Below are 23,685 nucleotides of genomic sequence, written 5' to 3'. Positions count from 1 at the left end.
AGTAAAGATGATTTATATATAATAGAGCAAGAACGGATACAGCAATTAATGCGTAGAGGCACACACGCCTTAACCACCCATGAACAACACCCCAATACTAATTTATAAAAGTGAGTATAAAGCACAAAATAACTCAAGCACATCCAGTATTATAAATAATAGTATTAAGACCTCAAAAATGGGGTAATATAAAGAAAATAAGCAACGTAACAGGAAAAATTCTTTTTAATAAAACCACAGCTAGCGTACTCGGATTAATAGCAAGTAGTATTATGCTGGCAACTATAGCACCTGCCACAGCTCCATTTATGTTTGTATCAGCTGCTGCCATGACAACATCTATAGTAGGTAAAGCCATAATAGATGTAGTACATCTCGCAAGATACGTCTTCTTACACAAGAAAATAAATTATTAGAAAAACATCGTGATGATTTGAGTAAACAACAAGCTCTTCTAAAAATTGATCCAAAGTTAAAAGATATTTTAAAAGATGATTTATATATACATAATGAAATGAGCAGCAACAAACGAAAGACAAAAGTAATAAAGGTACTAAATCATTATTTATAGCATCGGTTATAACAAATGTAATAAATAATATAGTAAACGTGGCGGGGATATCAGCAACTATAGTCGGTAATAATGTAGCACCAATAATTTCATCAATAAATATAGGATTACAATCATTAAAAGGTTCTAAAGATTCGGTCAATCAGATCCAGGATAGGATAAAGTTAATTAAGGAGCTAAACCATAATATTAATCAAGAAACACAAGAAGCAGAGATAGGATATAAACACACTATTCAAACTGTAGCATTAAACGCATTACTACAAGATAAGAATTACTTTAGATTTACCGATCAAGAAAAACAACAGCGATTTAATCAGCTTAGTGAAGAAATAACATCACAAAATATAATAGTAGATATACTAAAAGATATAGATAGGGCACATAGTCCTTTTTATAAACAACCGAAACAAATAACTACTCATAAAAGCGTGTTAACAAAAACAGTTGAAAATACAAATACTAACGATCATAAGGAATACAAAACGATACAGTAAAAAAAGAAATTAGAACTAAGCGGCACAGAAAATATAGTAAATAGAATTGGGAAACAATTAATTAATAATACTATTTCTAATAAAAATACAGGTACGCCAAATAATTATATAAAAAGAATTGAAAAAAAGATTTAGGGTTAATAAGGTAAAATAGGAAATCATCAATAGACTTCTTAGCAAAATTTCCTATTGACTTTTATATAAAACAGTATAATTTCTTTACAATTTAACTTTTGTAAAGAAATTATACTCGGCTATGAGCAAGAACCAAGAAGCTTAACACATACGCAAAAAGAAGCAATAGGACTATTTATCTATTGGTATATTTCTTGAGTATTGTGACCTAATGCTTTACGTGCATATGGTAATACTTTTAAGTGATTTATTTTTTCCTAAGTATGATCCTTTTGTTAATGCACTTCTTAATGCTTTTACGTTTTGTTCTACTTTCGTTTTTAGACCGGTAGGGGCTATATAATATTTGGTTGGATTGGTGACAATATAGGCAGAAAAGCAACTGTTATTATCACCACAGCTATTATGGCAATTACTATTACAGCGACTCTTGCTCCTTACTCAGAAATAGGTATAGCTTGCTACTTAGTTATAACATTATGTAGAGTTGCTCAAGGGATCTAATCAATGGGCGAGATTATGGGGGCTCAAATTTACTTAACCGAAATCACAAAACCTCCTACTCAATATCGTGGCTATGATTGTCACAGCATCTACTGTAGGAGGCGTTGCAGCACTCAGTATAGCATCTATAGTTACCAGCTATAGTTTTAGTTGTCGTATAGCCTTTTGGATGGGAGCAGTTATTGCCGTGATTGGACTAACTGCACGAACTACTTTATAGGAAACTCCTGTATTTGCAGATGCAAAACACCAACTTCAAGAAAGCTTAGCTGATGCTATTGAAAAAGGAGATATAAAAATTAAAAAACCATTTTCTGCTACAAGAAAAGGTCAATAAAAAAAACCTGTTTGGCTTATTTTTTAATTGAATGTTGCATGGCCTGGTATCATTTTATTTTACCTACTCACATTGTAGTAATATATTAAAAAATACCTTTGATTATACCAGTGAACAGATCATACATAATAATTTTATTGTCTCAATAGTAAATTTAGGTTCATATATAATATGAACTTCTCTATGCTATAAAATATATCCATTAATTCTTATAAAGTTTAAGTTATTAATTTTTGGTTATTTGCTTTATCACAAGCTTAATGCATATTATTACCTCTTTTGGACTAGTTTTTTTAGTTAAATATTTTGATAATTGGGGAGTATTGTTTATATTAATTCCAGTAAGTATAGGTTTTACGTGGGGAATATTATATTTTGAAAAGCTGGATAAAGTGGTTGAAAGTTATCCTCAAACTTCGTTAGTGACCGTTCCAGCTGATAATCTTTAGGATATAGATACTGATAACATAAAAATAAGAGCCCTTCTTTTATTACTGGAATTTTAAAGTATGCAGCTATAGTTACAAAATTTATTAAAGTCTCTTCAATAATTTTTTTAGCTTTCTCAGGTGATTTAGCTCCTAAAGTCTGTATATTATGGACTCTATCAAAAAGTTTTATAAGTGCCGTATTATATCTTTGCTGTTTAATTAATAGATTTAAGCTTTCTTCAGCAGTAATTTTCCCATAAGGTTTAATTCTAGTGAGGTCTTCTACATGTTTTGCTACCTCCTGCTCCAAAAATGCCGTTAATCATTTCTTCAGTTAATTCTGTATCCTCAATAGTATCATGAAGTAACGCAGCTTGTAGCATTATGGTCGTAAAAAGCTTAGGAACTTCTTCAGCTACAAACTCTGCAATCATAATCGTCACCTCAATCGGATGGGAGTAATAAGGATCACCTGATTGACATATTTAAGAACCGTGATATTTACGAGCGTAGTAAATGCCTTTTTTAACCTCCTCTATATTAATAGGATATTTTTACTTTAGTGTGTAAATTTTCGAGTTTATCAAGTAATTTTTTAGCGTAAACGTATATTTCAAACTTTTTTCCCAGAGCCTATATCTTCCATAAAAGTTATTTTTTATTTTTTGTTAAGTTAAAATTGTAATAATAAATAATTTTTTAACTTTAAATAGATTAATAGCTTTTGGTTACATTGTATTTAAACAACTATCATTTTACTTTATTAGCTGCTTTAACTTCCACTTCCTCGTACAATTTATACTTTGCTATTTTTTTTGAAAATCTAGTAAAAATAACGGCAAAAGTAATAAATAATGCGGAAAAGAATTACAGTAGAATTCAGAAAGGTTCTGACAAGATAAATTTCAAGGCGAGTGAGCTAGGCGTATATTAATATGTGAGCAAAGGCGATAGTACAAAATTCGCTTGTATCAAGCTTTATGAATTATGCTGTATATGAAAGATTCTAAAAACTCGTATGGATCAGGAAATTTATTCAGTGTCATACCATGGCTTGTTGACCACAATATAGCATTATTACGCAGATCGATTCCACCCATGTCATTCTAGTTCGCTTGACCGCAGGTTCCAAAAACAATCAGCCAAGTAATGTATAATATTAATACGTAACTATGGCTAAAGCAAGATAAAAAAGATATAAACTGTCATACCGGGACTTGTTCCCGGTATCCAGAAAACCTTAAAAAGTTTTGGATCCCGTGGTCAAGCCACGGGATGACAAATTAATAGCATACCATTTTTATTTAACCCTAGCTATATCAATCTCTTCTCGTTTTTTCTTGTCAACGAATTAACGTAAACTTTATTAGACTTCTTCAGAAAGAAGGATTTAGAGAGGAATTTGAAAGAGACACTTCACTTTGAACAGAAGCGTACATACTAGTATGTGAGGATGAGTGGTAAGGATCGACGTACAAATTACCTCTAGAAGTAGAATGTCTGAAGAGGTCAATTGTATTACACTGAACGTGTTTCCTGATTTACACAATAAAAAACTATAACTATAAAGAACCCAGGAATTTAGCAAAAGTACTAAAAAATGCTAAAATTTAGTATTTTTGTACTGGATTATTTCGTCAATTACTTTGTAATTTTCTAGCAATGGTATTAAATTATTAACTAATATATACTTAGTTAGAAATGCCATTTCACAAAGATACTGTTTTTCTTGATAGGTTTAACTATTGTAACATTTAAAATTGAAAAACTTGAGTTTAAGCTTCATTCATTGTTTAATATTTTCGTTGAAATACTAAAAACTTTTGATTGGTGGGCGATGACGGACTCGAACCGCCGACACTCTCGGTGTAAACGAGATACTCTACCAGCTGAGCTAATCGCCCATATTTTTTATTAATTAGTAAAATAACCTCATTTATAATTCATAAGAAGTATATAAATAATTTAGCAAAATTTTATTAGTTTTTGCTTTTAAATTACTATAAAGTGTTATTTACTTTCAAACTTTTTATTTGCCTTGATAATCTGCTGATTTTTCTTGAGGCGGTATTTAATTTAATTATATTTTTTTTCACACCTTGCATTATCTTAGACTGAGCAACAGATAAAGCTATGTTAGCATTTTCTTTATTACCAAGACTGATTTCATGTACAACTTTCTTTATAAAAGTTTTTATTGCACTAGATCGTTTTTTATTGATTAGAGTTCTTTTTACTGTTTGTCTAGCAGCTTTTTTTGCTGAAGAATGATTAGCCATCACCGAGTCCCTTATATTTTAATTTTTAATTTCTTCATTAGCATCTTGCTGTATATTTCCTTTAGCATTAATATCTCTATCTACAAATTCAATATATGCTATCGGTGCTAAATCACCATAACGGAATCCGGCTTTTATTATTCTAGTATAACCGCCAGGTCTATCTTTATATCTGGTACCTAAAATATTTATAAGCTTTTCTACTGCTGTTTTATCTTTTATTTTTGATAAAACGCTTCTTCTTACCATTAAATCAGCTTTTTTAGCTTTAGTAATTAGAGTTTCAATATAAGGTCTTAATTCCTTAGCTTTTGGTAAAGTAGTTTTAATTTGTTCATGGGTTACAAGTGCTACAGCCATATTAGCGAGCATTGCTTGCCGATGACTACTTGTTACATTTAACTTTCTGCCTTTAATTTTATGTCGCATTTTTTAGTCCTTAATTATAAGAATCTTCATAACGTTTAGATAATTCCTGAATATTTTCCGGTGGCCAATCCGGTACATCCATACCGAATCTTAAATTAAATTTTGCCAATATTTCTTTAATCTCATTTAAAGATTTTCTACCGAAATTTGGAGTTCTTAGCATATCGGATTCCGTTCTTTTTACTAGATCCCCTATATATATTATATTATCATTTTTCAAACAATTTGCCGATCTAACCGATAATTCCAATTCATCAACTCTCTTAAGTAAATAAGGTGAAAATGGTAACGCATCAGTTTTAACTTGCTTATCTTCTTCCTGTTCTTCAAAAGAAATAAATAATTGTAATTGCTCCTGTAAAATACGTGCAGCTAAACCTACAGCCATCTCAGGTAATACATCACCGTTAGTTTCTACAAACATAATTAATTTATCATAATCGGTAACCTGACCTACCCTAGTATTTTCTACCTTATAAGTCACACTCTTTACCGGATTAAATAAAGCATCTATAGCTATTTCACCAATAGGTAAATTATCCTCATAACTATTTGTGCTAAGTACATATCCTTTACCAATCTTGCAAGTTAATTCCATTTCAAGCTGCTTGTCCTTAGCTAGATCACAAATTACATGATCCGGATTCAGTATTTCTACATCATGACCTGTTTCAATCATACCGGCCGTTACAACACAAGGTCCTGTTGCTTTTAATTTCATGATACGTTTTTCTGCAACATGCATTTTTACTTCAATACCTTTAATGTTTAAAATCACTTCCGATACATCTTCTTTTACACCGGGTATAGAAGAAAATTCATGTTCTATAGCAGGGATCTTTATAGACGTGATAGCTGCTCCTTGTAAGGAAGAAAGTAATACTCTTCTCATAGCATTACCGAGTGTTAAACCAAAACCTCTTTCTAAAGGTTCAACTACAATTTTAGCTTTATTATTGGTTTCTGGAAAATTTTCATAAGCGACTTTATTCGGCTTTATTAAAGTATTCCAATTTTTACTTAACGATAACATTTAATACCTATGATTCTCTTATACTCGTCTTCTTTTTGGCGGTCTTACTCCATTATGAGCAATTGACGATACATCTAAAATTGATGTAACCACAAAATTTTGTCCGAATAAAGCTCTCATTGCTGATTCACGCTGAGCCCCCGGTCCTCCAATCCTAATAGAAATAGTTTTTAGACCATATTCTTTTGCTTTTTCCGATGCTCTATCAATTGTTACTTGAGCTGCATAAGGTGTTGCTTTTCTTGCCCCTTTAACCCCATTCCCTCCCGCCGATGCAGAAGAAATAGTATTACCTTGAATATCAGTAAATGTTACTATAGTATTATTAAATGATGCTCGGATATGCACAACACCAAGAGTGATAGTTTTTTTCTTTTTCTTAACTTTAACCGTCTGATTCATTATTTATACTCTATACTTAAACTATTATTTTACAGCTTTTTTCTTTCCGGCTATCGCAATAGCTTTACCTTTTCTAGTTCGAGCATTAGAATGCGTGTTCTGTCCTCTCACCGGCAACTTACGTATATGTCTAAGTCCTTGATAACATCTTATATCTTTCTTTTTCTTAATATTAAGCGTAACTTCTCGTCTTAAATCACCCTCAACTTTATACTCACTTTCAATAATATTACGTAAGCCTATTAACTCTTGATCTGTCAGTTCTTTCACTTTTTTATCTTTCGATATTTTTACTTTATTACAGATCTCTGCTGCCATAGTAGACCCAAGACCGTAAATGTAAGTTAAACTCACAACTAAACGTTTATTATCAGGAATATTAACACTTGCAATTCTTGCCACAAATAATCTCCAACATTTTACTGGTAACTAAAAGATAATATAAAAATCTTTGATAAAGTCAATTTATTTTTAGTATTTTCTGTATATCAATTTCTATTTCTTGTTCATTTTTACTTCCATTAACTATATAAAAATTACCACTATTTTTATAATAATCTATTAACGGATATGTTTCTGTTTTATATACTTCAATTCTTTTTTTTATTACTTCTTCATTATCGTCTTTTCTATAATCAAATGTACTTGAACCGCAAACATCACATACATTATCAGTTTTAGGCTGCAAGAAGTACCTATTATATATTTTACCGCAATTTTTACAACTATATCTTCCTAAAATTCTTTTAATTAATAATTCATCTGAAACATCAAAATATATTATTTTGATTTTTTCTTTAATAAATGATTCAAAAAATTTCGCTTGCTCTAAATTACGCGGATATCCATCTAATATGTAGCCGTTTTTATATTCAGAGGATAATAAAAAATTTTTGATTACTTGATTAACTATTTCATTAGGGATAAGCTCCCCTTGCTTAACATAATTATTAATTAACTCTGCTTCACTAGTTGATGTTTTAATAATTGTTCTAAATATATCACCGATTGCTATATGTGGTAAATCAATTTTTTTAACTATCTTTTTTCCTTGTGTGCCCTTTCCCGCTCCTGGAGGACCTAAAAAAATTACTATCACTATTTAAGCTCATTTTTAATTTTTTAATTTTACTTTCTTCATTAAACCTTCATACTTACTACTAAATAAGTAAGTTTGAATCTGAGTCATAGTATCAAGTACCACGTTCACTACAATTAAAAAACTCGTACCTCCTAAAGAAAGAGAGATTACATATTTATTCATTAATAGCTCCGGAATTACACATATTACACTTAAATATATTCCACCTATAACCGTAAGCCTTGTAAGTATATAATCAAAATAATCAGACGTATTTTTTCCTGGTCTTTTACCTGGAATATAAGCACCGTATTTTCTTAAATTATTAGCAGTTTCTTCAGAATTAAATACTATTGCAGTATAAAAAAAACTAAAAAACATAATTAATGCTACATATAATAAAATATATACAGGTTTGCCATGTCCTAAGTAATAAGTAAGCATGCCCATAGTTTCTGAATTACTATTAGAAAAATTAGCAAGCGTAGCAGGAAATAGTAAAATTGAACTAGCAAATATTGGAGGTATTACACCAGAAGTATTTAACTTGAGAGGCATATGGGTTGCTTCGCCTCCATAAATTTTATTTCCTACTTGTCTTTTAGGATACTGCACCAATAATTTTCTTTGGGCTTTTTCAAAAAATATAATTATAGCTATTAATACAACTACTCCAATACAAACAGCTATCGCTATTAAAGGCGATAATGCTCCTTTTCTTGATAATTCAAACATACTAATAATAGCACTAGGTACTCCTGAAATTATACCTATAAATATAATTAAAGACGTACCATTACCTATTCCGCGTTGTGTAATTTGTTCTCCTAACCACATTAATAGCATCGTGCCTACAACTAAAGTAATTACGGTTGTAACTCTAAAGAAAAAACCCGCTAAGATTACTACAGGACCAGTATTTGTTACAATCGACTCTAAACTTAGAGCAACTCCATAAGCCTGAAAAGAAGCAAGCAGAACCGTTAAATATCTCGATAGCTGATTTACTTTTCTTTTACCGACTTCCCCTTCTTTTTTTAAATTTTCCAAAGGTTTATATGCAACTGACATTAATTGGATAATAATTGAGGCAGTAATATACGGCATAATTGCTAAAGCAAAAATGGACATTCTACCTAGCGATCCTCCGGATAGCATATTAAACATTCCGAGTATTCCGGATTGATTCTTTGCAGCCACACTACTTAAAGCAATTGAATCTATACCAGGTATAGGTATAAAAGACCCAAATCTACATACTATAAGAATGAGAATAGTAAAAACAATGCGACTAACTAAATCATTACCGGATTTTTTAGAAAAATTCTGCCCCATATACTATAATAATTTTCCACCTGCTTTCTCGATTAAATCCTTAGCTTTAGAAGAATAAGCATCTAATTTTAATGATAGAGGAGCAGCGAAATCATCACTACAAATAGATAATAATTTCACTAATTGCTTATTATTTTTATTATTAACTACTCTGGCTTCTACCAATTTTTCTTTCGTAATATTATCATCAGCACTTAAACGCCCGTCGGCTAATGCTTCTTCAATATTATAAATATTTATTATATTGTATTTTTTAGTTGAAATACAATTAAACCCTCTTTTAGGTAGTCTTTTGATCATAGGTGTTTGACCACCTTCAAAACCTTTTATTGCAACGCCGGATCGAGATTTTTGACCTTTAATTCCTCTACCGCCGGTTTTTCCTTTACCACTACCAATACCGCGTGCTATTCTTTTCTTATTTTTTTTAGCACCTATATTATTATATAATTCATTTAATTTCATTTAAAAACTCTAATTACATATTTTCTATTTTTAACAAATGCTTTACTTTTTTAACCATCCCTTTGATTGAATTAGTATTTGCAAGAATAACGCTCTTATTAATTTTGTTTAAACCAAGCCCAACTAATATCAACCTTTGATCATACTTACGACCTATAGCACTTTGAACTTGAGTAATTTTTATATTATTGATCTTATTATTCATAACTTCACCTTACTTATGCAACATAATTCATTAACTTTCAGCAGATTTTACAGATATTTCATTTACTTTTTTATCTCTTCTCATAGCAATAGATTTTGGTGATGCAAGTTTATTTAATGCATCAAATGTTGCAGAAATCATTGCGTAAACATTCGTTGAACCTATTGATTTAGCAACAATATCATGAACGCCTAAAGAGTCAAAAATTGCTCTCATAGATCCTCCGGCTATAACGCCTGTACCGGCTTTAGCTCTTCTTAAAATCACTTTAGCAGCTCCACTTTTACCGACAACGTCATGGTGAATGGTCCTATTTTGATATAACGGTACTTTCATTATTCTCTTTTTAGCGGCTTGTTTTGCCTTTCCTCGAGCTTCATTTACTTCTTTAGCTTTTCCGTGTCCTGCTCCGACTCTGCCGGCTTTATCACCGACCACTACATAAGCAGAAAAAGCAAAGCTTCTACCGCCTTTTACTACTTTTGTAACTCTATTTACATCAACTAAAACTTCACTTAAAGTCTCGTCATTTTTTTTAACTTTAGACATTACTACAACCTTATAACCTAAAATTTTATTTTCTCTCTAGCTGCATCAGCTAGAGCTTTTACAACACCGTGATACTTATATCCGCCTCTATCAAACACTACGGCTTTTATCCCTGCAGAATCAGCTTTTTTTGCTATTTCTTCGCCTACTTTGATAGCATTTTCAATATTACAATGAGATTTTTTTAATTTTTTTATTTTCTCATCTAAAGTTGAAGCAGCAGCAATCGTTATAGACTTAGCATCATCAATAATTTGTGCATATATATGTCTACCTGACTTAAATATTGATAATCTAACTCTATTAGATGTTTTAGATATTTTATGTCTTATTCTACTTCTTCTTTTTTCAAATTTTAGCTTAGCACTACGCATATTTAACTCTTAAATTTAATTTTTCTTACCTTCTTTACGCGGTATAAATTGATTTTCAAATTTAATTCCTTTTCCTTTATAAGGCTCAGGTGGTCTCTGTTTTATAATAATTGAAGCAAATTGTCCTAATTTTTCTTTATCTGTTCCCTCAAGAATAATAATATTTTGCTTAGGCATCTCTATGTTAATATCTGAAGGTATTTCAATTTTTGTATTATGGCTTTTAGCAAGCATTAAATTTAAATATTTACCTTTTACCATCGCCCTGTAACCGACTCCGTTAATTTCGAGTTTAAGCTTAAAACCTTCTTTAACGCCGGTAACCATATTTGATATTATGCTTCTTGCAGTACCCCACATAGCACGTGCATTTTTATTTGCGACTAAAGGTTTTACTAAAAGCTTATTTTCTGCCAATGAAATTGCTATATTACCTTTAAAAGTTTTTGATAATTCGCCTTTAGGTCCGGATATTTTTACTTCTAAATCATTTAAACCAATTTTTACACCTTCAGGTATAGTAATTGGCAATTTTCCAACACGTGACATTTTTTACCTTAAAATACTTTACAAATTACTTCGCCGCCGACATTTTTAATATGAGCTTCTCTATCAGACATAACACCATAAGGAGTAGAAAGAATATATATACCCATATTATTATAATATCCTTTCAAATCTTTAATAGCAGAATATACTCTTTTGCCAGGCTTTGATACTCTATGAATTTCGCATATAGAAGCATCGCCATTAACAGAGTATTTTAAAGCTACCTCAGTATAACTAATATTATTTTTTTGAGTAGTTATATAATCTTTTATATAACCTTCTTTTTGCAAAACATCTAAAATTGAAGTTTTAATTTTAGAACTAGGAAAAGAAACATTTATCAATTTGCTTTTATAAGCATTTCTAATTCTAGTCAACATATCTGCTACATTATCCGTCATTGACATATGATTTACCTATCGACTTTTACCAACTTGACTTAACTACACCAGGAACTAAGCCTCTGCCTATTAATTCTCTAAGCTTATTCCTCGATATACCAAACTTTCTTGTAACACCTCTTGGTCTACCTGTAAGCTCACATCTATTTCTTATTCTAGTAGATGATGAATTTCTAGGTAATTGTGCAAGTGACATTACCAAAGAAAAACGCTCTTCTAATGAAATATTTTTATCATAAATTTTACTTTTTAGTGCTAAACGTTTATTATGTAATCTTTGTGATTTTTTTTTCCTACTTTCGTTCTTTTTTATAGAACTTACTTTTGCCATTATATATATCCTAAAAATTAATTATAAAAAGGTAAATTAAACCCTGATAACAAAAATTTACTTTCTTGATCTGTTTTAGCAGATGTAACGATTGTAATATCCATACCTCTTATTGTATCGATTTTATCGTAATTAATTTCAGGAAAAACTATCTGCTCTTTTAATCCAAAAGTAAAATTCCCTTTACCATCAAAACTTTTATAAGAAAAACCGCGAAATTCCTTAACACGGGGTAATGCAACAATTACTAACCTCTCTAAAAAATCATACATTCTATCTTTACGTAATGTAACCTTGCAACCTATTTTCATATTTTCGCGTAACTTAAAAGTTGCAATAGATTTTCTTGCTAACGTTACAACCGGCTTCTGACCGGAAATCAAAGTAAGATCATTTACTGCATTATTAATTACTTTGGAATCGGCTGTTGCTTCCCCTACTCCCATATTTATAACAATTTTCTTAATTTGCGGTATTTCGTGTTTATTTTTATAAGCAAATTTTTTTTGTAAGTTTTCAATAATTTTTTGCTGATATAATTCTTTAAATCTTAACATTATTTACCTTCCTTACCAATAATTTCCCCTGATTTCTTTGCTACTCTAACCTTAGAACCGTCTTCTAAGAATTTAAAAGCTACCTTGGTAGGGTTACCGGTTTTTGGATCGATATGTGCAATATTTGAGATATGTATAGGTAATTCTTTAGTTATTATCCCACCTTCACTCATTTGATTAGATTTAGTATGCTTTTTTACTATATTTACTCCAGAAACAATTACTTTACTGTCCTCCGGGAACACTTTTAATATTTTACCTTTTTTTCCTTTGTGCTTTCCGGTAATAACAACAACTTCATCACCTTTTTTTACTTTTAATTTAATCATTTATAACACTTCCTCTGCAAGCGACATTATTCTAACATATTTTTTCGCTCTAAGTTCTCTTGTAACAGGACCAAAAACTCTAGTACCGATAGGTTCATCTTGTTTATTCAAAAGCACTAATGCGTTTTGATCAAATTTTATTGTACTACCGTCAGGTCTTACTACTCCAGTCTTTGTACGAACAATCACGCCTTTATAAACATCACCCTTTTTAACCTTACCGCCGGGTATAGCGTCTTTAACAGATACAACTATAACATCACCCAGCTTTGCCACCATATGGTGAGAGCCACCTAAAACTTTAATACACATAACTTTTTTAGCACCGGAATTATCTGCAACTTCCAAGATGCTCTGCATTTGAATCATAAACTACTTCCAATTTTTTATATACGAGAAATAAAATAAACAATCTACCTTATAAAGTCAAAGATTAAAAAACTTTATTCCCCATTTACCACTACCCATGTTTTGGTTTTTGAGATAGGCCGACTTTCAATTATACTAACTTTATCTCCTTCTTGATATTTATTTTCTGAATCATGAGCAGCATATTTTTTAGATACTTTCACAAATTTTTTATAAATAGGATGCTTAAACTTTCTTTCTACTTTTACTGTAACCGTCTTATCAGCTTTTGAACTTATAACCACGCCTTGTAACACTCTTTTCGGCATTTTAATATTCCTCACTATTAGCTCTTTTTGTTAATTCAGTTTTAATACGTGCTATAGACTTTTTGACTAACGAAAACCTACTAGTATTTTTTAAATCACCTAAAGCTTGTTGAAATCTTAAATTAAACAATTCTTTTTTTAAAAGATTAAGGTTTTTATAAAGCTCTTCTATTGTTTCAGTAGATAACTTACTTCTTAATAATTTTAAATCATTCATAACGTCTCACTATCCTTGTTCTAACAGGTAATTTTGCACTTGCAAGCTCCAAAGCTCTAAGTGCAACATTTTCTTCTACCCCTTCAATTTCAAACATAATTCTTCCAGGCGAAACTCTAACTGCAAAAAATTCAGGAGAACCTTTACCTTTACCCATTCTTACTTCGGCAGGCTTTTTAGAAACGGGAACATCCGGAAAAATGCGAATCCATAATCTTCCTTGCCTTTTCATACATCTAGTAGCAGCTTTTCTTCCTGCTTCTATTTGTCTTGCAGTAACACGCCAACCATCTATAGATTTTAGACCAAATGATCCAAAAGCAAGCGTCGTACCTGCTTTTGCTGTTGAAGCAACCCTACCCTTATGAGCTTTTCTAAATTTTTGTTTTTTCGGAGCTAACATTTTAATACTTAAAATTAATTATATCTTTTATTTTCTGTATATTCACCTTTATAAATCCACACTTTAACCCCTATAACTCCATAAGTAGTTATAGCCTCAGCTGTTGAATAATCAATATCAGCTCTTAAAGTATGTAACGGCATTCTTCCTTCTATATACCATTCGGTTCTAGCAATTTCAGCACCTCCAAGTCGTCCTGAACAACTAACCCTGATACCTTGTCCACCTTGTTTAAATGAAGCCTGAATTGCTGTTTTCATGGCTTTTCTAAAAGAAACTCTTTTTTCAAGCTGTAGTGCTATAGTTTGAGCTACTATAGCAGCATCTATATTAAATTTTCGAACTTCGTGAATATTTATATAAACTTCTTTTAAAGAAGTCATTTTCTCGATAGCTTTTTTTAGCTTATCAATTTCACTACCGTTTCTACCGATAATGATATTTGGTTTTTTGGCATTAATATTAATTATAATACTTTTATTAGAAGGGCGTTCAATTAAAACTCTACTAATTTGGGCTTGATTAAAACCCTTATTTATTAAATCCCTAATTTTTAAATCTTGTATAAAAAGAGTTTTATAATGTTTTTCTGCATATAATATGGAATCCCAACCTTTAATTAAAGTCGGTCCAACTCTAAAACCATGTGCACAAACTTTCTGCCCCATTTTAATTATCCTCTTTTTCTGTAACAGTTATATAAAGATTACTAAAAAACTTATTTATTCTAGTTGCTCTTCCTTTTGCTCTTGGCATAACTCTTTTCATTACTAAAGCCTTACCTACAGTCGCTTTAGTAATAACCAATCTATCTATATCTAGACCTAAATTATTTTCAGCATTTGCAACAGCAGATTGTAAACAATCTTTTACAACTTTTGCAATTCTTTTAGGAGAAAAAGTTAATTGTACCAATGCTTCAGATACTTTCATATTTCTAATCAAGGCTGCAACTAAATTGAGCTTCCTTGAACTTACTCTAATAGATTTAGCTTGTGCCGTAGCAAAATTTTTATTTTCCTGTACCATATAAATCTTTATTTTCTTTTGACTTTTTTATCTGCTCCATGACCGTGAAATGTTCTAGTAGGGGCAAACTCACCTAATTTTCTTCCAACCATTTCTTCATTTACAGAAACCGGAATAAATTTATTTCCATTATGAACAGAAAAGGTAAACCCTACAAAAATAGGTAAAATCGTTGATCTTCTAGACCAAGTTTTAATCATTTCAGATTTACCTGATCCCATTAATTTTTGAACTTTCTTGATTAAATAACCGTCTACAAAAGGCCCTTTCCATATTGAACGTGCCATACTAATACCTAATTAATTTAAAATCTATTTTCTTTTCTTTACGATAAATTTTGAAGTACGTTTATTTTTACGTGTCTTCTTACCCTTTGTTGGGAATCCCCAAGGAGTAACAGGATGGCGACCTCCTGAAGTTTTACCTTCACCACCGCCATGAGGGTGATCTACAGGATTCATTGCTACACCTCTAACATGCGGTCTCCAACCTAGCCATCTATTTCTACCTGCTTTGCCTAAATTAATATTTTTTTGATCCGGGTTAGATATACTACCTATAGTAGCTTTACAATCTAAAGGTACTAACCTAAATTCACCTGATCTTAATTTAATCTGAGCATATCCTGAATCTTTACCCACTAGATCTACTGAAGTACCTGCAGACCTTGCAATTTGACCGCCCTTGCCGACTTTCATTTCAACATTATGTAAAGTAGTACCGATAGGAATGCATTTTAAAGGTAAACAATTTCCTATTTTTATATCAGCATATTGACTTGATATTACTCTATCACCTACAGATAATTTTTGTGGTGCTAGAATATAAGAATATTCCCCATCTTCATATTTTATTAAAGCAATAAAAGCAGTTCTATTAGGGTCATACTCTATTCTTTCAACAATAGCAGAAATATCAATTTTATTTCTTTTAAAATCAATAATACGATATAATTTTTTGTGTCCTCCACCTCTGTGCCAAGAAGTAATTCTACCTTGATTATTTCGTCCACCGGTTTTAGATATACCTTTGGTCAAAGATTTTAAAGGTCTGCCTTTCCATAAACTAGTTTTATCAACTTGAACTAACTCTCTAAGAGAAGGAGTAATTGGATTAAAGTTTTTTAAAGCCATTTATTTAATTCCTCCGGCAAAATCGATATTATGGTCTTTTTCTAATGTAACAATAGCTTTCTTTCTATTGATTTGAGTCCCTATAATTCCTTTAAATCTTTTCTTCTTACCTTTAACGTTTAAAATATTCACTTTTTTTACTTTTACTTTAAATATTTCTTCTATAGCCTTTTTAAGGGTAAGTTTTTCAGCAAATTTATCTACATAAAAAGCATATTTATTTTGTTCCGAAAGGGTTGTAGTTTTCTCTGTAATAATAGGTTTTCTAATTAAATCGTAGTATTTATAAGAACTCATCTTAACCTCTCTTCTAAAACACTCACTGCTTCTTGTGATAATAGGACATATTCATGTCGTATTATATCATAAACATTGGCTCCTATTTGTGGAACAATCACAGTATTATAAATATTTTTTGCAGCTAAAGAAAAATTAATATCTACTTCATTTCCGTCTATTACAAAGAAACTTTTCCCTTGAAATTTGTTTAATATATTTACAAGAGCAGCAGTTTTAGGCTTATCTAGCTTTAAAGAATCTATTACTAATAATTTTCCTTCAGCGCATTTCTCGGATAAAGCATGAATTAAACCAAGTTTTCGTACTTTTTTAGGTAATTTCGTTGCATGACTACGTACTCTAGGTCCATGAGCTACACCACCACCACGCATCTGTACCGATCTCAAGGAGCCTTGTCTTGCATTACCTGTACCTTTTTGCTTAAACGGTTTTTTTGTGGTTCCTAATACTTCTGATACTGTTTTAGTTTTGTGGTTACCGGACATTGCCTTAGCTCTCTGCCAATCAATAACCTGCTTTATTATATCATCTCTGATAAATTCAACAGCAAATATATCTTCATTTAAGCTAATCTCACCAACTTCTTCATTAGCAAGACTTAATATTTTAGTTTTCATCTTTATTTTAACCTTATACAGTCTTATATAAAACTTTTATATAAATAATATTGCATGGCGTTTTGTTAATGTGTTAATCTTTAACCTCAACAAACATGTCTAAATATCTATTATACAGTTATTGAAATCTTTTTTATTGCATCTTTTACTGAAAGATACGAATTTTTGTGACCGGGTATACTACCCTGAATCATAATAAGCTTACGCTCTTTATCAACGGCAAATATTTTCAAATTTTGAATAGTAACTTGGTTACATCCCATATGACCGGCCATTTTTTTGCCTTTGAAAACCTTTCCTGGATCTTGTCTTTGTCCTGTAGAACCATGCGAACGATGGGATATCGAAACACCGTGAGAAGCTTCAAGACCTCTAAAATTATGTCTTTTCATACTACCGGCAAATCCTTTACCTATAGTAGTTGCCGTTATATCCACAAATTGTCCTGCCGTAAAATGGTCTACTTCTAGACTTGCTGCTATATCAATAAAATTCTCTTCAGAAATTCTAAATTCTTTTAATTTAGTTTTAGGAGAGATTTTAGCATTAGCAAAAACTTGTCTCATAGGTTTGGTTACTCTAGATATTTTTTTATCTTTTACACCTATAACCAAAGCATTATATCCATGTTTTTCTAGAGTTTTATGTCCTACTACTTGACAATCATCAACTTTTACTAATGTTAAAGAAATTCTTTCGCCTTTATCATTAAAAACACTAGTCATCCCAATTTTTTGAGCAATTATACCGGTTCTCATTTATTCCCCACTCTCTAATTCAATCACTACATCAACACCTGCTGCTAAATCAACTTTACTTAAAGCATCGACAACCGCCGGATTCGGATCACCTATAATTAATAATCTTTTATGCTTTCTAATTTCAAATTGCTCTCTTGACTTCTTATGTACATGAGGAGACCTATTTACGGTAAATCTTCCAATTTTTTTAGGTAACGGAATAGGACCATTAATGTTAGCAAACGTTCTTTTAACAGCACTCACTATCTCTTTTGTAGCTTGATCAAGAATACGGTGATCAAATGATTTTAAACGAATTTTGATTTTATTTTTCATTCAGTAAACCTAATATTTAAACAGCAAGATATTTTTTTAGACATCTTTCCAAACTGTACTGCTAGAGGTAATTTGTACGTCGATCCGGCACTCGAATCCTCACGTCCGTTATATACGCTGCGGTTCTGCATTCCGTACCTCCTTCAAATTCTTCTCTATAAGCCGGTTCGGAAAAATGTCTATTACATCTTAAAATATAAATACCTATTATTAAAAAATAATAGGTATTTATAAAATCAATTAATTATTTATTTTAGTGACTACGCCGGCACCCACTGTTCTACCACCTTCACGTATAGAGAATTTCAACCCTTCCTGCATCGCAATCGGTTTAATTAATTCCACTGTAAAATTAGCATTATCTCCAGGCATAACCATCTGCTTATCAGCAGGCAATTTTATTGTACCGGTAACATCTGTTGTTCTAAAATAGAACTGCGGACGATAGTCATTAGTAAATGGGGTATGACGTCCACCTTCTTCTTTACTAAGCACATATACTTCAGCTTCAAACTTATCATGCGGTTTTATGCTACCAGGTTTTGCGAGAACTTGTCCTCTTTCAACTTCTTCTCTTTTTGTACCGCGTAGTAATATACCGACATTATCTCCGGCTTGTCCTTCATCAAGTAATTTTCTGAACATTTCTACACCGGTACAGGTAGTTTTTTGCGTATCTTTTAGACCGACTATTTCAATTTCCTCACCTACCTTAATTATTCCTGACTCTACTCTACCAGTTACAACAGTACCTCTTCCTGAAATAGAAAATACATCTTCTATTGGCATTAAGAAAGGTTTATCCGTAGCTCTTACAGGCTGCGGTATATAGCTATCTACTGCATCCATTAGCTCATTAATAGCTTTTTCACCTTCAGGCTTTCCTTCTAAAGCTTGAAGTGCAGAACCTTTAATAATAGGTATTTCATCACCCGGGAAACCATATTTTGATAATAATTCCCTTACTTCCATCTCTACTAGTTCTAATAGATCAGGATCATCCACCATATCTATTTTATTTAAGAATACTACCATAGCAGGCACACCTACCTGTTTTGCTAGTAATATATGCTCTCTAGTTTGCGGCATAGGACCATCAGCAGCAGAAACTACTAATATTGCACCGTCCATCTGAGCGGCACCGGTTATCATGTTCTTTACATAGTCAGCGTGTCCCGGACAATCTACGTGTGCATAGTGTCTATTTTGAGACTCATATTCTACGTGTGCAGTAGAAATAGTTATACCTCTTTCTTTTTCTTCAGGAGCAGCATCAATTTGATCATACGCTGTAGCTTGTGCTCCACCTGTCTTAGCAAGTACTATAGTTATTGCTGCTGTTAAGGAAGTTTTACCGTGATCTACGTGACCGATCGTACCTATATTAACGTGCGGTTTAGTTCGTTCAAATTTTGCTTTTGCCATATTATTACTCTCTACAATTTTTTAGGTTTAATACAAGTTATTTTTTTATAAGTGCATTTCTTTGCTAAATTCATTTGTTACCACTATCTCTGGAGCGGGTGATGGGAATCGAACCCACACAGCCAGCTTGGAAGGCTGGAACTCTACCATTGAGCTACACCCGCATTGTGGCACTATTAATAAAATAACTTCATAAGTTATTTTGTTAACAGTGCTATATCAATTTTATTCAGATTTATAAATATACACAATTATGTTTTATTTTTAAATAAAATGATATGCTTCCCTGAACCATTTAAGTGGTGGAGGGAGAAGGATTTGAACCTTCGAACGCGTACGCGGGCAGATTTACAGTCTGCTGCCATTGACCACTCGGCCACCCCTCCTAAAGAACTTTACTGTATTAAATAGACTAATTCACTGTAAAATACAATATATAATTAGTATTAGGACTTAATAAAACTTCTTGCCGAATCATCAAATAAACAAATAACAGCTTGCACATTTATTTAGTTGTAACTTTCTATAATAAATAGTAGTTTCTGTCAAGAACAAATTACTGACGGTTTTCAATAAGATGCAAAATAAAAAACTTGATTCTAAACATTGTTATTATATGTATGGGAAACATCCTGTATTTTCTGCTCTAAATAATCCAAAACGTCAAATTGACAATATCTTATGCACTAGGGAAATTTTTGAGACAAATAAAAAATTAATAGGTACTAGAGCTTATGAAATTGTTAATAACGATATTTTATCTAAATTACTGGAAAACCAAACACATCAAGGCATAGCTGCAAAAATTAGACCAATTTTTTCTTACAATTTAGAGGACATAGATATAACAAATCCAAAATGTAAAATTGCGATTCTTGATCAAATAACAGACACACAAAATATTGGAGCAATTATTCGTAGTGCCGCTGCTTTTGATATAAATGCTATAATATTACCTCAAGATAATTCTCCAAATGAAAGCGGCGGCATTGCTAAAGTGGCTTGCGGTACTTTAGAATTAATACCTATAATTAAAGTTACTAACTTACGCTCATGTATGAATTATCTTAAAAAACACGGCTTTTGGATTATAGGTCTAACAGGTTCTGCAAATGACTACTTTACTGATAAATTAATTTCCGACAAAATAGTATTGGTATTTGGCTCAGAAGATAAAGGCATACGAAGATTAGTTGCAGAAACATGTGATTATTTAGCCAAAATCCCTATTTCTCAGAGAGTAGAAAGTCTGAATGTATCAAATGCCGCTTCTATAATTTTTCATTCATTACATAAATAATATTTTTAATAAATCAAATATTGTTTTTTATTTACTTCGATATAAATATTTAGTCTACTAAAATTAAAGTCATAAACTTGTATTATATCAATTAATTTGAGAGAAAAGTCATGAAAAGGGAACCAAATGAACAAATTATCGAGAGTTTTGAAAAACAATTAGACATATTTATAAATGCACTTACAGAAAAAGAGATAACAACAGCTATATTAAACAATTTTTTTGATAAAGTGATCAATAACCTCAAGAATGAAAGATTAATTAATGATACTATATTTGATATATATCAAGGTAAAGCAGTAATTACTAAACCTATATATTCCGATTATATAGCATCTTCCGAACCTAAATATAACGAACATTGGCAAAAATTTTATAGTTTTAATCGTAATCTTATGATAGAAAGCACATTAATATTTATTGCTAAGAATCTAAAAAAAGCTTCTTTAAAAGACAAATTATATTATAGCTTTGCTAAATTAGCCCAGCAATTAGACTTGAATGCAGTAAGTGATCATTTTATGAAAAAAATAGATTATTATATAACATTTAACAATTTATGAAAAATTACAGAACCGAAAGTGATTCTTTTGGAGAAATTCAAATAGAAGAAAAATTTTATTGGGGGGCTCAAACTCAAAGATCTTTAGAAAATTTTAAAATAGGCAAGCAAAAAATGCCTGAAATTTTAATTCGTGCTCTTGCTATTTTAAAAAAATGTGCAGCACAGGTTAATCATGAGTTTGGTGATTTAGAAGCTAAAATCGCTATAAGTATAGATAAAGCCACGGATAGAATCTTAGAAGGCGAATTTGAGGATAATTTTCCTTTAGTAGTTTGGCAAACAGGTTCAGGAACGCAAACAAACATGAATATGAACGAGGTTATTGCCTCTATTGCCAACGAAGAATTAACAGGCAAGAAAGGCGGCAAATCTCCAGTACATCCTAACGATCATGTTAATAAAGGACAATCATCCAACGACTCTTTTCCAACCGCTATGCATATAGCAACCGTACTTGCAACTAAACAGCAACTGATACCAGCTTTGAATAATATACTGACCTCTTTGCAGGATAAGTCAAAAGATTGGGACAAAATCATAAAAATAGGACGTACCCACTTGCAGGATGCAACTCCTTTAACTCTTAAACAAGAATTCTCCGGATATATTACACAAATAGAGTATGCTTTAGAACGCACAGAAAATGCACTACAAAAAGTTTATCTACTTGCCCAAGGAGGCACAGCAGTCGGTACAGGTATTAACTCAAAAATAGGCTTTGATATAAAATTTGCCGAGAAAGTGGCAGAGTTTACTAAACACCCCTTTAAGACGGCTCCTAATAAATTTGAAAGTCTAGCTGCTCACGACGCACTAGTAGAATTTTCAGGAACTCTTAATACTATAGCAGTTAGCTTAATGAAAATAGCAAATGATATAAGACTGCTCGGCTCCGGTCCAAGATGCGGTCTTGGTGAGCTACATTTACCTGAAAATGAACCTGGTTCTTCTATTATGCCCGGTAAAGTAAACCCTACACAAGTCGAAGCTTTAACAATGGTGTGCAGTCAGGTGATGGGAAATCATGTTACGGTTACTATTGCCGGCTCAAACGGACATCTTGAACTTAACGTATTTAAACCCGTAATAATATACAATATCCTACAATCTATAGAGCTGTTATCCGATAGCGTAAATAGCTTTGTTACTCACTGTGTTAAAGGATTAGAACCCAATATAGCACGCATTAATGATTTACGTGATAAATCTCTAATGCTTGTTACAGCTCTTAATCCGCATATAGGCTATGATAATGCTGCAAAAATTGCTAAAGAAGCACATAAACACGGGATCACTTTAAAAGAAGCAGCTAAAAAACTCAATCTTCTATCGGAAGCAAAATTTGATAAAATAGTAATACCTGAAAAAATGATTGGTCAATCTTAGGTTTTATACAAAGATATTAATTTAAACTATTAATGTTACTGTATAAAATCTTATAAATAGGGTAATATTAAATTAGTCTATTATTATATTACCTATGTGCAACAAAATTTATCTAATCAAATTAACCTACTCGAAGCAAAAACTCATTTTTCTGATCTAATACAGCGTGTACAAGACGGAGAGCAAATTACCATTTGTAAGCATAATACGCCGGTTGCAAAAATTATAACTCAAAAACCTAAAATGGATAATATAGTAGAGCAAATAAGAGAATTCCGCAAAGGCAAAACATTAGAGCTCCTTATACTATTAAAGAGCTTAGAGATGAAGGTAGAAAATGGTGAATTCTAAACCGTTTATAGCCGATTGCTCCATAACTGTCTCATGGTTCTTTTATGATGAACGTGATAAATATTCAGATTTTACATTAGATTATTGTTATAAGTTTAGAGTGATAGTACCGCCTCTTTGGAGACTTGAAGTAACTAATGTAATATTAATAGCAGAAAAACGTGCTAGAATACAATCAGTAGAGGTTATTAAAATTATAGATTTTTTAAACTCTCTCCCCATTAATATATCAAATTTAAATTTTTCCATACATGAAATGAAACTGCAAGAGCCAACAATCTTACTACATATGATACAACTTATTTATTAACTACCATGCATGAAGGTACTTCCTATGGCCACTAACGATAAAGCATTAATCAAAGCATGTCATAATAACGGCATTCCACTATTATATAGTGAATTAGCTTGA

Annotated in this window: 37 protein-coding genes, 3 tRNA genes and 2 pseudogenes; 7 read left to right on the top strand and 35 right to left on the bottom strand. The window is 31.5% G+C overall.

Going from position 1 to position 23,685, the window contains the following annotated elements; translation table 11 throughout:
- Positions 1-172: 172 nt before the first annotated feature.
- Complete coding sequence (locus TENJIKU01_RS08015; RefSeq protein ID WP_227780106.1) at positions 173-358, bottom strand: hypothetical protein; 186 nt, start codon at positions 356-358, stop codon at positions 173-175.
- 251 nt (positions 359-609) lie between these two features.
- Here TENJIKU01_RS08015 and TENJIKU01_RS10005 point away from each other — a divergent pair, with 251 nt between their 5' ends.
- Positions 610-1,068, top strand: a complete 459-nt coding sequence (locus TENJIKU01_RS10005; RefSeq protein WP_227780105.1) for a hypothetical protein — start codon at positions 610-612, stop codon at positions 1,066-1,068.
- Positions 1,069-1,780: 712 nt separating this feature from the next.
- Positions 1,781-1,927 carry a hypothetical protein gene (locus TENJIKU01_RS06590; protein ID WP_227780100.1) on the top strand — a complete coding sequence of 49 codons (147 nt, stop codon included), beginning with the start codon at positions 1,781-1,783 and terminating at the stop codon, positions 1,925-1,927.
- Positions 1,928-2,398: 471 nt separating this feature from the next.
- On the opposite strand, the pseudogene TENJIKU01_RS06585 reads toward TENJIKU01_RS06590, so the two are convergent.
- The 34 genes and pseudogenes from TENJIKU01_RS06585 to TENJIKU01_RS06425 form a co-directional block, all read right to left on the bottom strand.
- Positions 2,399-3,121: pseudogene (locus tag TENJIKU01_RS06585) on the bottom strand (HD domain-containing protein).
- Positions 3,122-4,303: 1,182 nt separating this feature from the next.
- Positions 4,304-4,379 (bottom strand) — tRNA-Val (locus TENJIKU01_RS06580).
- 96 nt (positions 4,380-4,475) lie between these two features.
- A complete protein-coding gene (gene rpsT / locus TENJIKU01_RS06575) occupies positions 4,476-4,754 on the bottom strand; it encodes a 30S ribosomal protein S20 (RefSeq protein ID WP_004997845.1) in 279 nt (92 codons plus the stop codon).
- Positions 4,755-4,772: 18 nt separating this feature from the next.
- The gene (gene rplQ / locus TENJIKU01_RS06570; RefSeq protein ID WP_004997844.1) at positions 4,773-5,183 is read right to left on the bottom strand and encodes a 50S ribosomal protein L17; all 411 of its coding nucleotides are present in this window, start codon (positions 5,181-5,183) and stop codon (positions 4,773-4,775) included.
- Between the two features lie 10 nt (positions 5,184-5,193).
- Positions 5,194-6,216 (bottom strand): DNA-directed RNA polymerase subunit alpha, encoded by a 1,023-nt coding sequence (locus TENJIKU01_RS06565; protein ID WP_064429653.1) that lies wholly within the window; start codon positions 6,214-6,216, stop codon positions 5,194-5,196.
- A gap of 18 nt (positions 6,217-6,234) precedes the next feature.
- Positions 6,235-6,618: a 30S ribosomal protein S11 gene (gene rpsK / locus TENJIKU01_RS06560; RefSeq protein ID WP_064429652.1), complete on the bottom strand. Its 384-nt coding sequence runs from the start codon at positions 6,616-6,618 to the stop codon at positions 6,235-6,237.
- Between the two features lie 24 nt (positions 6,619-6,642).
- Entirely contained in the window at positions 6,643-7,020 is a 378-nt protein-coding gene (gene rpsM / locus TENJIKU01_RS06555; RefSeq protein WP_064429651.1) for a 30S ribosomal protein S13, read from the bottom strand.
- A 58-nt stretch (positions 7,021-7,078) separates the two neighbouring features.
- The gene (locus tag TENJIKU01_RS06550) at positions 7,079-7,717 is read right to left on the bottom strand and encodes an adenylate kinase (protein ID WP_064429650.1); all 639 of its coding nucleotides are present in this window, start codon (positions 7,715-7,717) and stop codon (positions 7,079-7,081) included.
- A gap of 15 nt (positions 7,718-7,732) precedes the next feature.
- Complete coding sequence (gene secY, locus TENJIKU01_RS06545) at positions 7,733-9,034, bottom strand: preprotein translocase subunit SecY (RefSeq protein ID WP_014408909.1); 1,302 nt, start codon at positions 9,032-9,034, stop codon at positions 7,733-7,735.
- Positions 9,035-9,037: 3 nt separating this feature from the next.
- A complete protein-coding gene (gene rplO / locus TENJIKU01_RS06540) occupies positions 9,038-9,499 on the bottom strand; it encodes a 50S ribosomal protein L15 (protein ID WP_064429649.1) in 462 nt (153 codons plus the stop codon).
- A gap of 13 nt (positions 9,500-9,512) precedes the next feature.
- Entirely contained in the window at positions 9,513-9,704 is a 192-nt protein-coding gene (gene rpmD / locus TENJIKU01_RS06535) for a 50S ribosomal protein L30 (RefSeq protein WP_014014624.1), read from the bottom strand.
- A 30-nt stretch (positions 9,705-9,734) separates the two neighbouring features.
- Complete coding sequence (gene rpsE / locus TENJIKU01_RS06530; RefSeq protein WP_064429648.1) at positions 9,735-10,253, bottom strand: 30S ribosomal protein S5; 519 nt, start codon at positions 10,251-10,253, stop codon at positions 9,735-9,737.
- Positions 10,254-10,270: 17 nt separating this feature from the next.
- Positions 10,271-10,627 carry a 50S ribosomal protein L18 gene (rplR, locus tag TENJIKU01_RS06525; protein WP_064429647.1) on the bottom strand — a complete coding sequence of 119 codons (357 nt, stop codon included), beginning with the start codon at positions 10,625-10,627 and terminating at the stop codon, positions 10,271-10,273.
- 15 nt (positions 10,628-10,642) lie between these two features.
- Positions 10,643-11,176 carry a 50S ribosomal protein L6 gene (gene rplF / locus TENJIKU01_RS06520; RefSeq protein WP_064429646.1) on the bottom strand — a complete coding sequence of 178 codons (534 nt, stop codon included), beginning with the start codon at positions 11,174-11,176 and terminating at the stop codon, positions 10,643-10,645.
- A gap of 8 nt (positions 11,177-11,184) precedes the next feature.
- On the bottom strand, positions 11,185-11,583 hold the full coding sequence (gene rpsH, locus TENJIKU01_RS06515; RefSeq protein ID WP_010977581.1) for a 30S ribosomal protein S8: 399 nt from the start codon (positions 11,581-11,583) through the stop codon (positions 11,185-11,187).
- A 19-nt stretch (positions 11,584-11,602) separates the two neighbouring features.
- Complete coding sequence (gene rpsN / locus TENJIKU01_RS06510; protein ID WP_064429645.1) at positions 11,603-11,908, bottom strand: 30S ribosomal protein S14; 306 nt, start codon at positions 11,906-11,908, stop codon at positions 11,603-11,605.
- Between the two features lie 17 nt (positions 11,909-11,925).
- Complete coding sequence (gene rplE / locus TENJIKU01_RS06505) at positions 11,926-12,465, bottom strand: 50S ribosomal protein L5 (RefSeq protein WP_064429644.1); 540 nt, start codon at positions 12,463-12,465, stop codon at positions 11,926-11,928.
- Positions 12,465-12,794 (bottom strand): 50S ribosomal protein L24, encoded by a 330-nt coding sequence (gene rplX, locus TENJIKU01_RS06500; protein ID WP_064429643.1) that lies wholly within the window; start codon positions 12,792-12,794, stop codon positions 12,465-12,467. Before rplX ends, rplE begins: the two co-directional genes overlap by 1 nt.
- Positions 12,795-13,163: a 50S ribosomal protein L14 gene (gene rplN, locus TENJIKU01_RS06495; RefSeq protein WP_004997813.1), complete on the bottom strand. Its 369-nt coding sequence runs from the start codon at positions 13,161-13,163 to the stop codon at positions 12,795-12,797.
- A gap of 74 nt (positions 13,164-13,237) precedes the next feature.
- A complete protein-coding gene (rpsQ, locus tag TENJIKU01_RS06490) occupies positions 13,238-13,471 on the bottom strand; it encodes a 30S ribosomal protein S17 (RefSeq protein WP_004997812.1) in 234 nt (77 codons plus the stop codon).
- Between the two features lies 1 nt (position 13,472).
- The gene (gene rpmC, locus TENJIKU01_RS06485; RefSeq protein ID WP_004997809.1) at positions 13,473-13,688 is read right to left on the bottom strand and encodes a 50S ribosomal protein L29; all 216 of its coding nucleotides are present in this window, start codon (positions 13,686-13,688) and stop codon (positions 13,473-13,475) included.
- The gene (rplP, locus tag TENJIKU01_RS06480; RefSeq protein ID WP_004997806.1) at positions 13,681-14,091 is read right to left on the bottom strand and encodes a 50S ribosomal protein L16; all 411 of its coding nucleotides are present in this window, start codon (positions 14,089-14,091) and stop codon (positions 13,681-13,683) included. Before rplP ends, rpmC begins: the two co-directional genes overlap by 8 nt.
- Positions 14,092-14,105: 14 nt before the next feature.
- Positions 14,106-14,759, bottom strand: a complete 654-nt coding sequence (gene rpsC / locus TENJIKU01_RS06475) for a 30S ribosomal protein S3 (protein ID WP_010977584.1) — start codon at positions 14,757-14,759, stop codon at positions 14,106-14,108.
- A 1-nt stretch (position 14,760) separates the two neighbouring features.
- Entirely contained in the window at positions 14,761-15,120 is a 360-nt protein-coding gene (gene rplV, locus TENJIKU01_RS06470; protein ID WP_064429642.1) for a 50S ribosomal protein L22, read from the bottom strand.
- Between the two features lie 8 nt (positions 15,121-15,128).
- Positions 15,129-15,407, bottom strand: a complete 279-nt coding sequence (gene rpsS, locus TENJIKU01_RS06465; protein ID WP_064429641.1) for a 30S ribosomal protein S19 — start codon at positions 15,405-15,407, stop codon at positions 15,129-15,131.
- A 24-nt stretch (positions 15,408-15,431) separates the two neighbouring features.
- On the bottom strand, positions 15,432-16,253 hold the full coding sequence (rplB, locus tag TENJIKU01_RS06460; RefSeq protein ID WP_064429640.1) for a 50S ribosomal protein L2: 822 nt from the start codon (positions 16,251-16,253) through the stop codon (positions 15,432-15,434).
- Positions 16,254-16,550: a 50S ribosomal protein L23 gene (rplW, locus tag TENJIKU01_RS06455; RefSeq protein ID WP_014120997.1), complete on the bottom strand. Its 297-nt coding sequence runs from the start codon at positions 16,548-16,550 to the stop codon at positions 16,254-16,256.
- Positions 16,547-17,170 (bottom strand): 50S ribosomal protein L4, encoded by a 624-nt coding sequence (gene rplD, locus TENJIKU01_RS06450; RefSeq protein WP_064429639.1) that lies wholly within the window; start codon positions 17,168-17,170, stop codon positions 16,547-16,549. Before rplD ends, rplW begins: the two co-directional genes overlap by 4 nt.
- Before the next feature lie 110 nt (positions 17,171-17,280).
- Positions 17,281-17,928 (bottom strand): 50S ribosomal protein L3, encoded by a 648-nt coding sequence (rplC, locus tag TENJIKU01_RS06445; protein WP_012151152.1) that lies wholly within the window; start codon positions 17,926-17,928, stop codon positions 17,281-17,283.
- The gene (gene rpsJ, locus TENJIKU01_RS06440) at positions 17,929-18,246 is read right to left on the bottom strand and encodes a 30S ribosomal protein S10 (RefSeq protein ID WP_064429638.1); all 318 of its coding nucleotides are present in this window, start codon (positions 18,244-18,246) and stop codon (positions 17,929-17,931) included.
- Positions 18,243-18,377 carry a palindromic element RPE1 domain-containing protein gene (locus TENJIKU01_RS07985; protein ID WP_082894555.1) on the bottom strand — a complete coding sequence of 45 codons (135 nt, stop codon included), beginning with the start codon at positions 18,375-18,377 and terminating at the stop codon, positions 18,243-18,245. The genes rpsJ and TENJIKU01_RS07985 overlap by 4 nt, the downstream gene beginning before the upstream one ends.
- Positions 18,378-18,486: 109 nt before the next feature.
- The gene (gene tuf, locus TENJIKU01_RS06435; RefSeq protein ID WP_064429637.1) at positions 18,487-19,671 is read right to left on the bottom strand and encodes an elongation factor Tu; all 1,185 of its coding nucleotides are present in this window, start codon (positions 19,669-19,671) and stop codon (positions 18,487-18,489) included.
- 90 nt (positions 19,672-19,761) lie between these two features.
- A tRNA-Gly gene (locus TENJIKU01_RS06430) sits at positions 19,762-19,835 on the bottom strand.
- 136 nt (positions 19,836-19,971) lie between these two features.
- Positions 19,972-20,057, bottom strand: a tRNA-Tyr gene (locus TENJIKU01_RS06425).
- A gap of 191 nt (positions 20,058-20,248) precedes the next feature.
- Here TENJIKU01_RS06425 and rlmB point away from each other — a divergent pair.
- The 5 genes and pseudogenes from rlmB to TENJIKU01_RS06400 all read left to right on the top strand — a co-directional run bounded on the left by rlmB (position 20,249) and on the right by TENJIKU01_RS06400 (position 23,583).
- A complete protein-coding gene (rlmB, locus tag TENJIKU01_RS06420) occupies positions 20,249-20,971 on the top strand; it encodes a 23S rRNA (guanosine(2251)-2'-O)-methyltransferase RlmB (RefSeq protein WP_064429636.1) in 723 nt (240 codons plus the stop codon).
- A gap of 110 nt (positions 20,972-21,081) precedes the next feature.
- A complete protein-coding gene (locus TENJIKU01_RS06415) occupies positions 21,082-21,534 on the top strand; it encodes a hypothetical protein (RefSeq protein ID WP_064429635.1) in 453 nt (150 codons plus the stop codon).
- On the top strand, positions 21,531-22,922 hold the full coding sequence (fumC, locus tag TENJIKU01_RS06410) for a class II fumarate hydratase (RefSeq protein ID WP_064429634.1): 1,392 nt from the start codon (positions 21,531-21,533) through the stop codon (positions 22,920-22,922). Before TENJIKU01_RS06415 ends, fumC begins: the two co-directional genes overlap by 4 nt.
- 96 nt (positions 22,923-23,018) lie before the next feature.
- A pseudogene (locus TENJIKU01_RS06405) lies at positions 23,019-23,266 on the top strand (type II toxin-antitoxin system Phd/YefM family antitoxin).
- Positions 23,260-23,583, top strand: coding sequence for a type II toxin-antitoxin system VapC family toxin (locus TENJIKU01_RS06400; protein WP_064429632.1), 324 nt, complete (start codon positions 23,260-23,262; stop codon positions 23,581-23,583). Before TENJIKU01_RS06405 ends, TENJIKU01_RS06400 begins: the two are co-directional and overlap by 7 nt.
- Positions 23,584-23,685: the final 102 nt, after the last annotated feature.

Source organism: Rickettsia sp. Tenjiku01 (assembly GCF_001653015.1).
In the GTDB taxonomy this organism is placed as follows: Bacteria; Pseudomonadota; Alphaproteobacteria; order Rickettsiales; family Rickettsiaceae; genus Rickettsia; species Rickettsia rickettsii.
The sequence above is the reverse complement of the archived record's forward strand: the minus strand, read 5'-3'. Positions and strand labels throughout refer to the sequence as shown.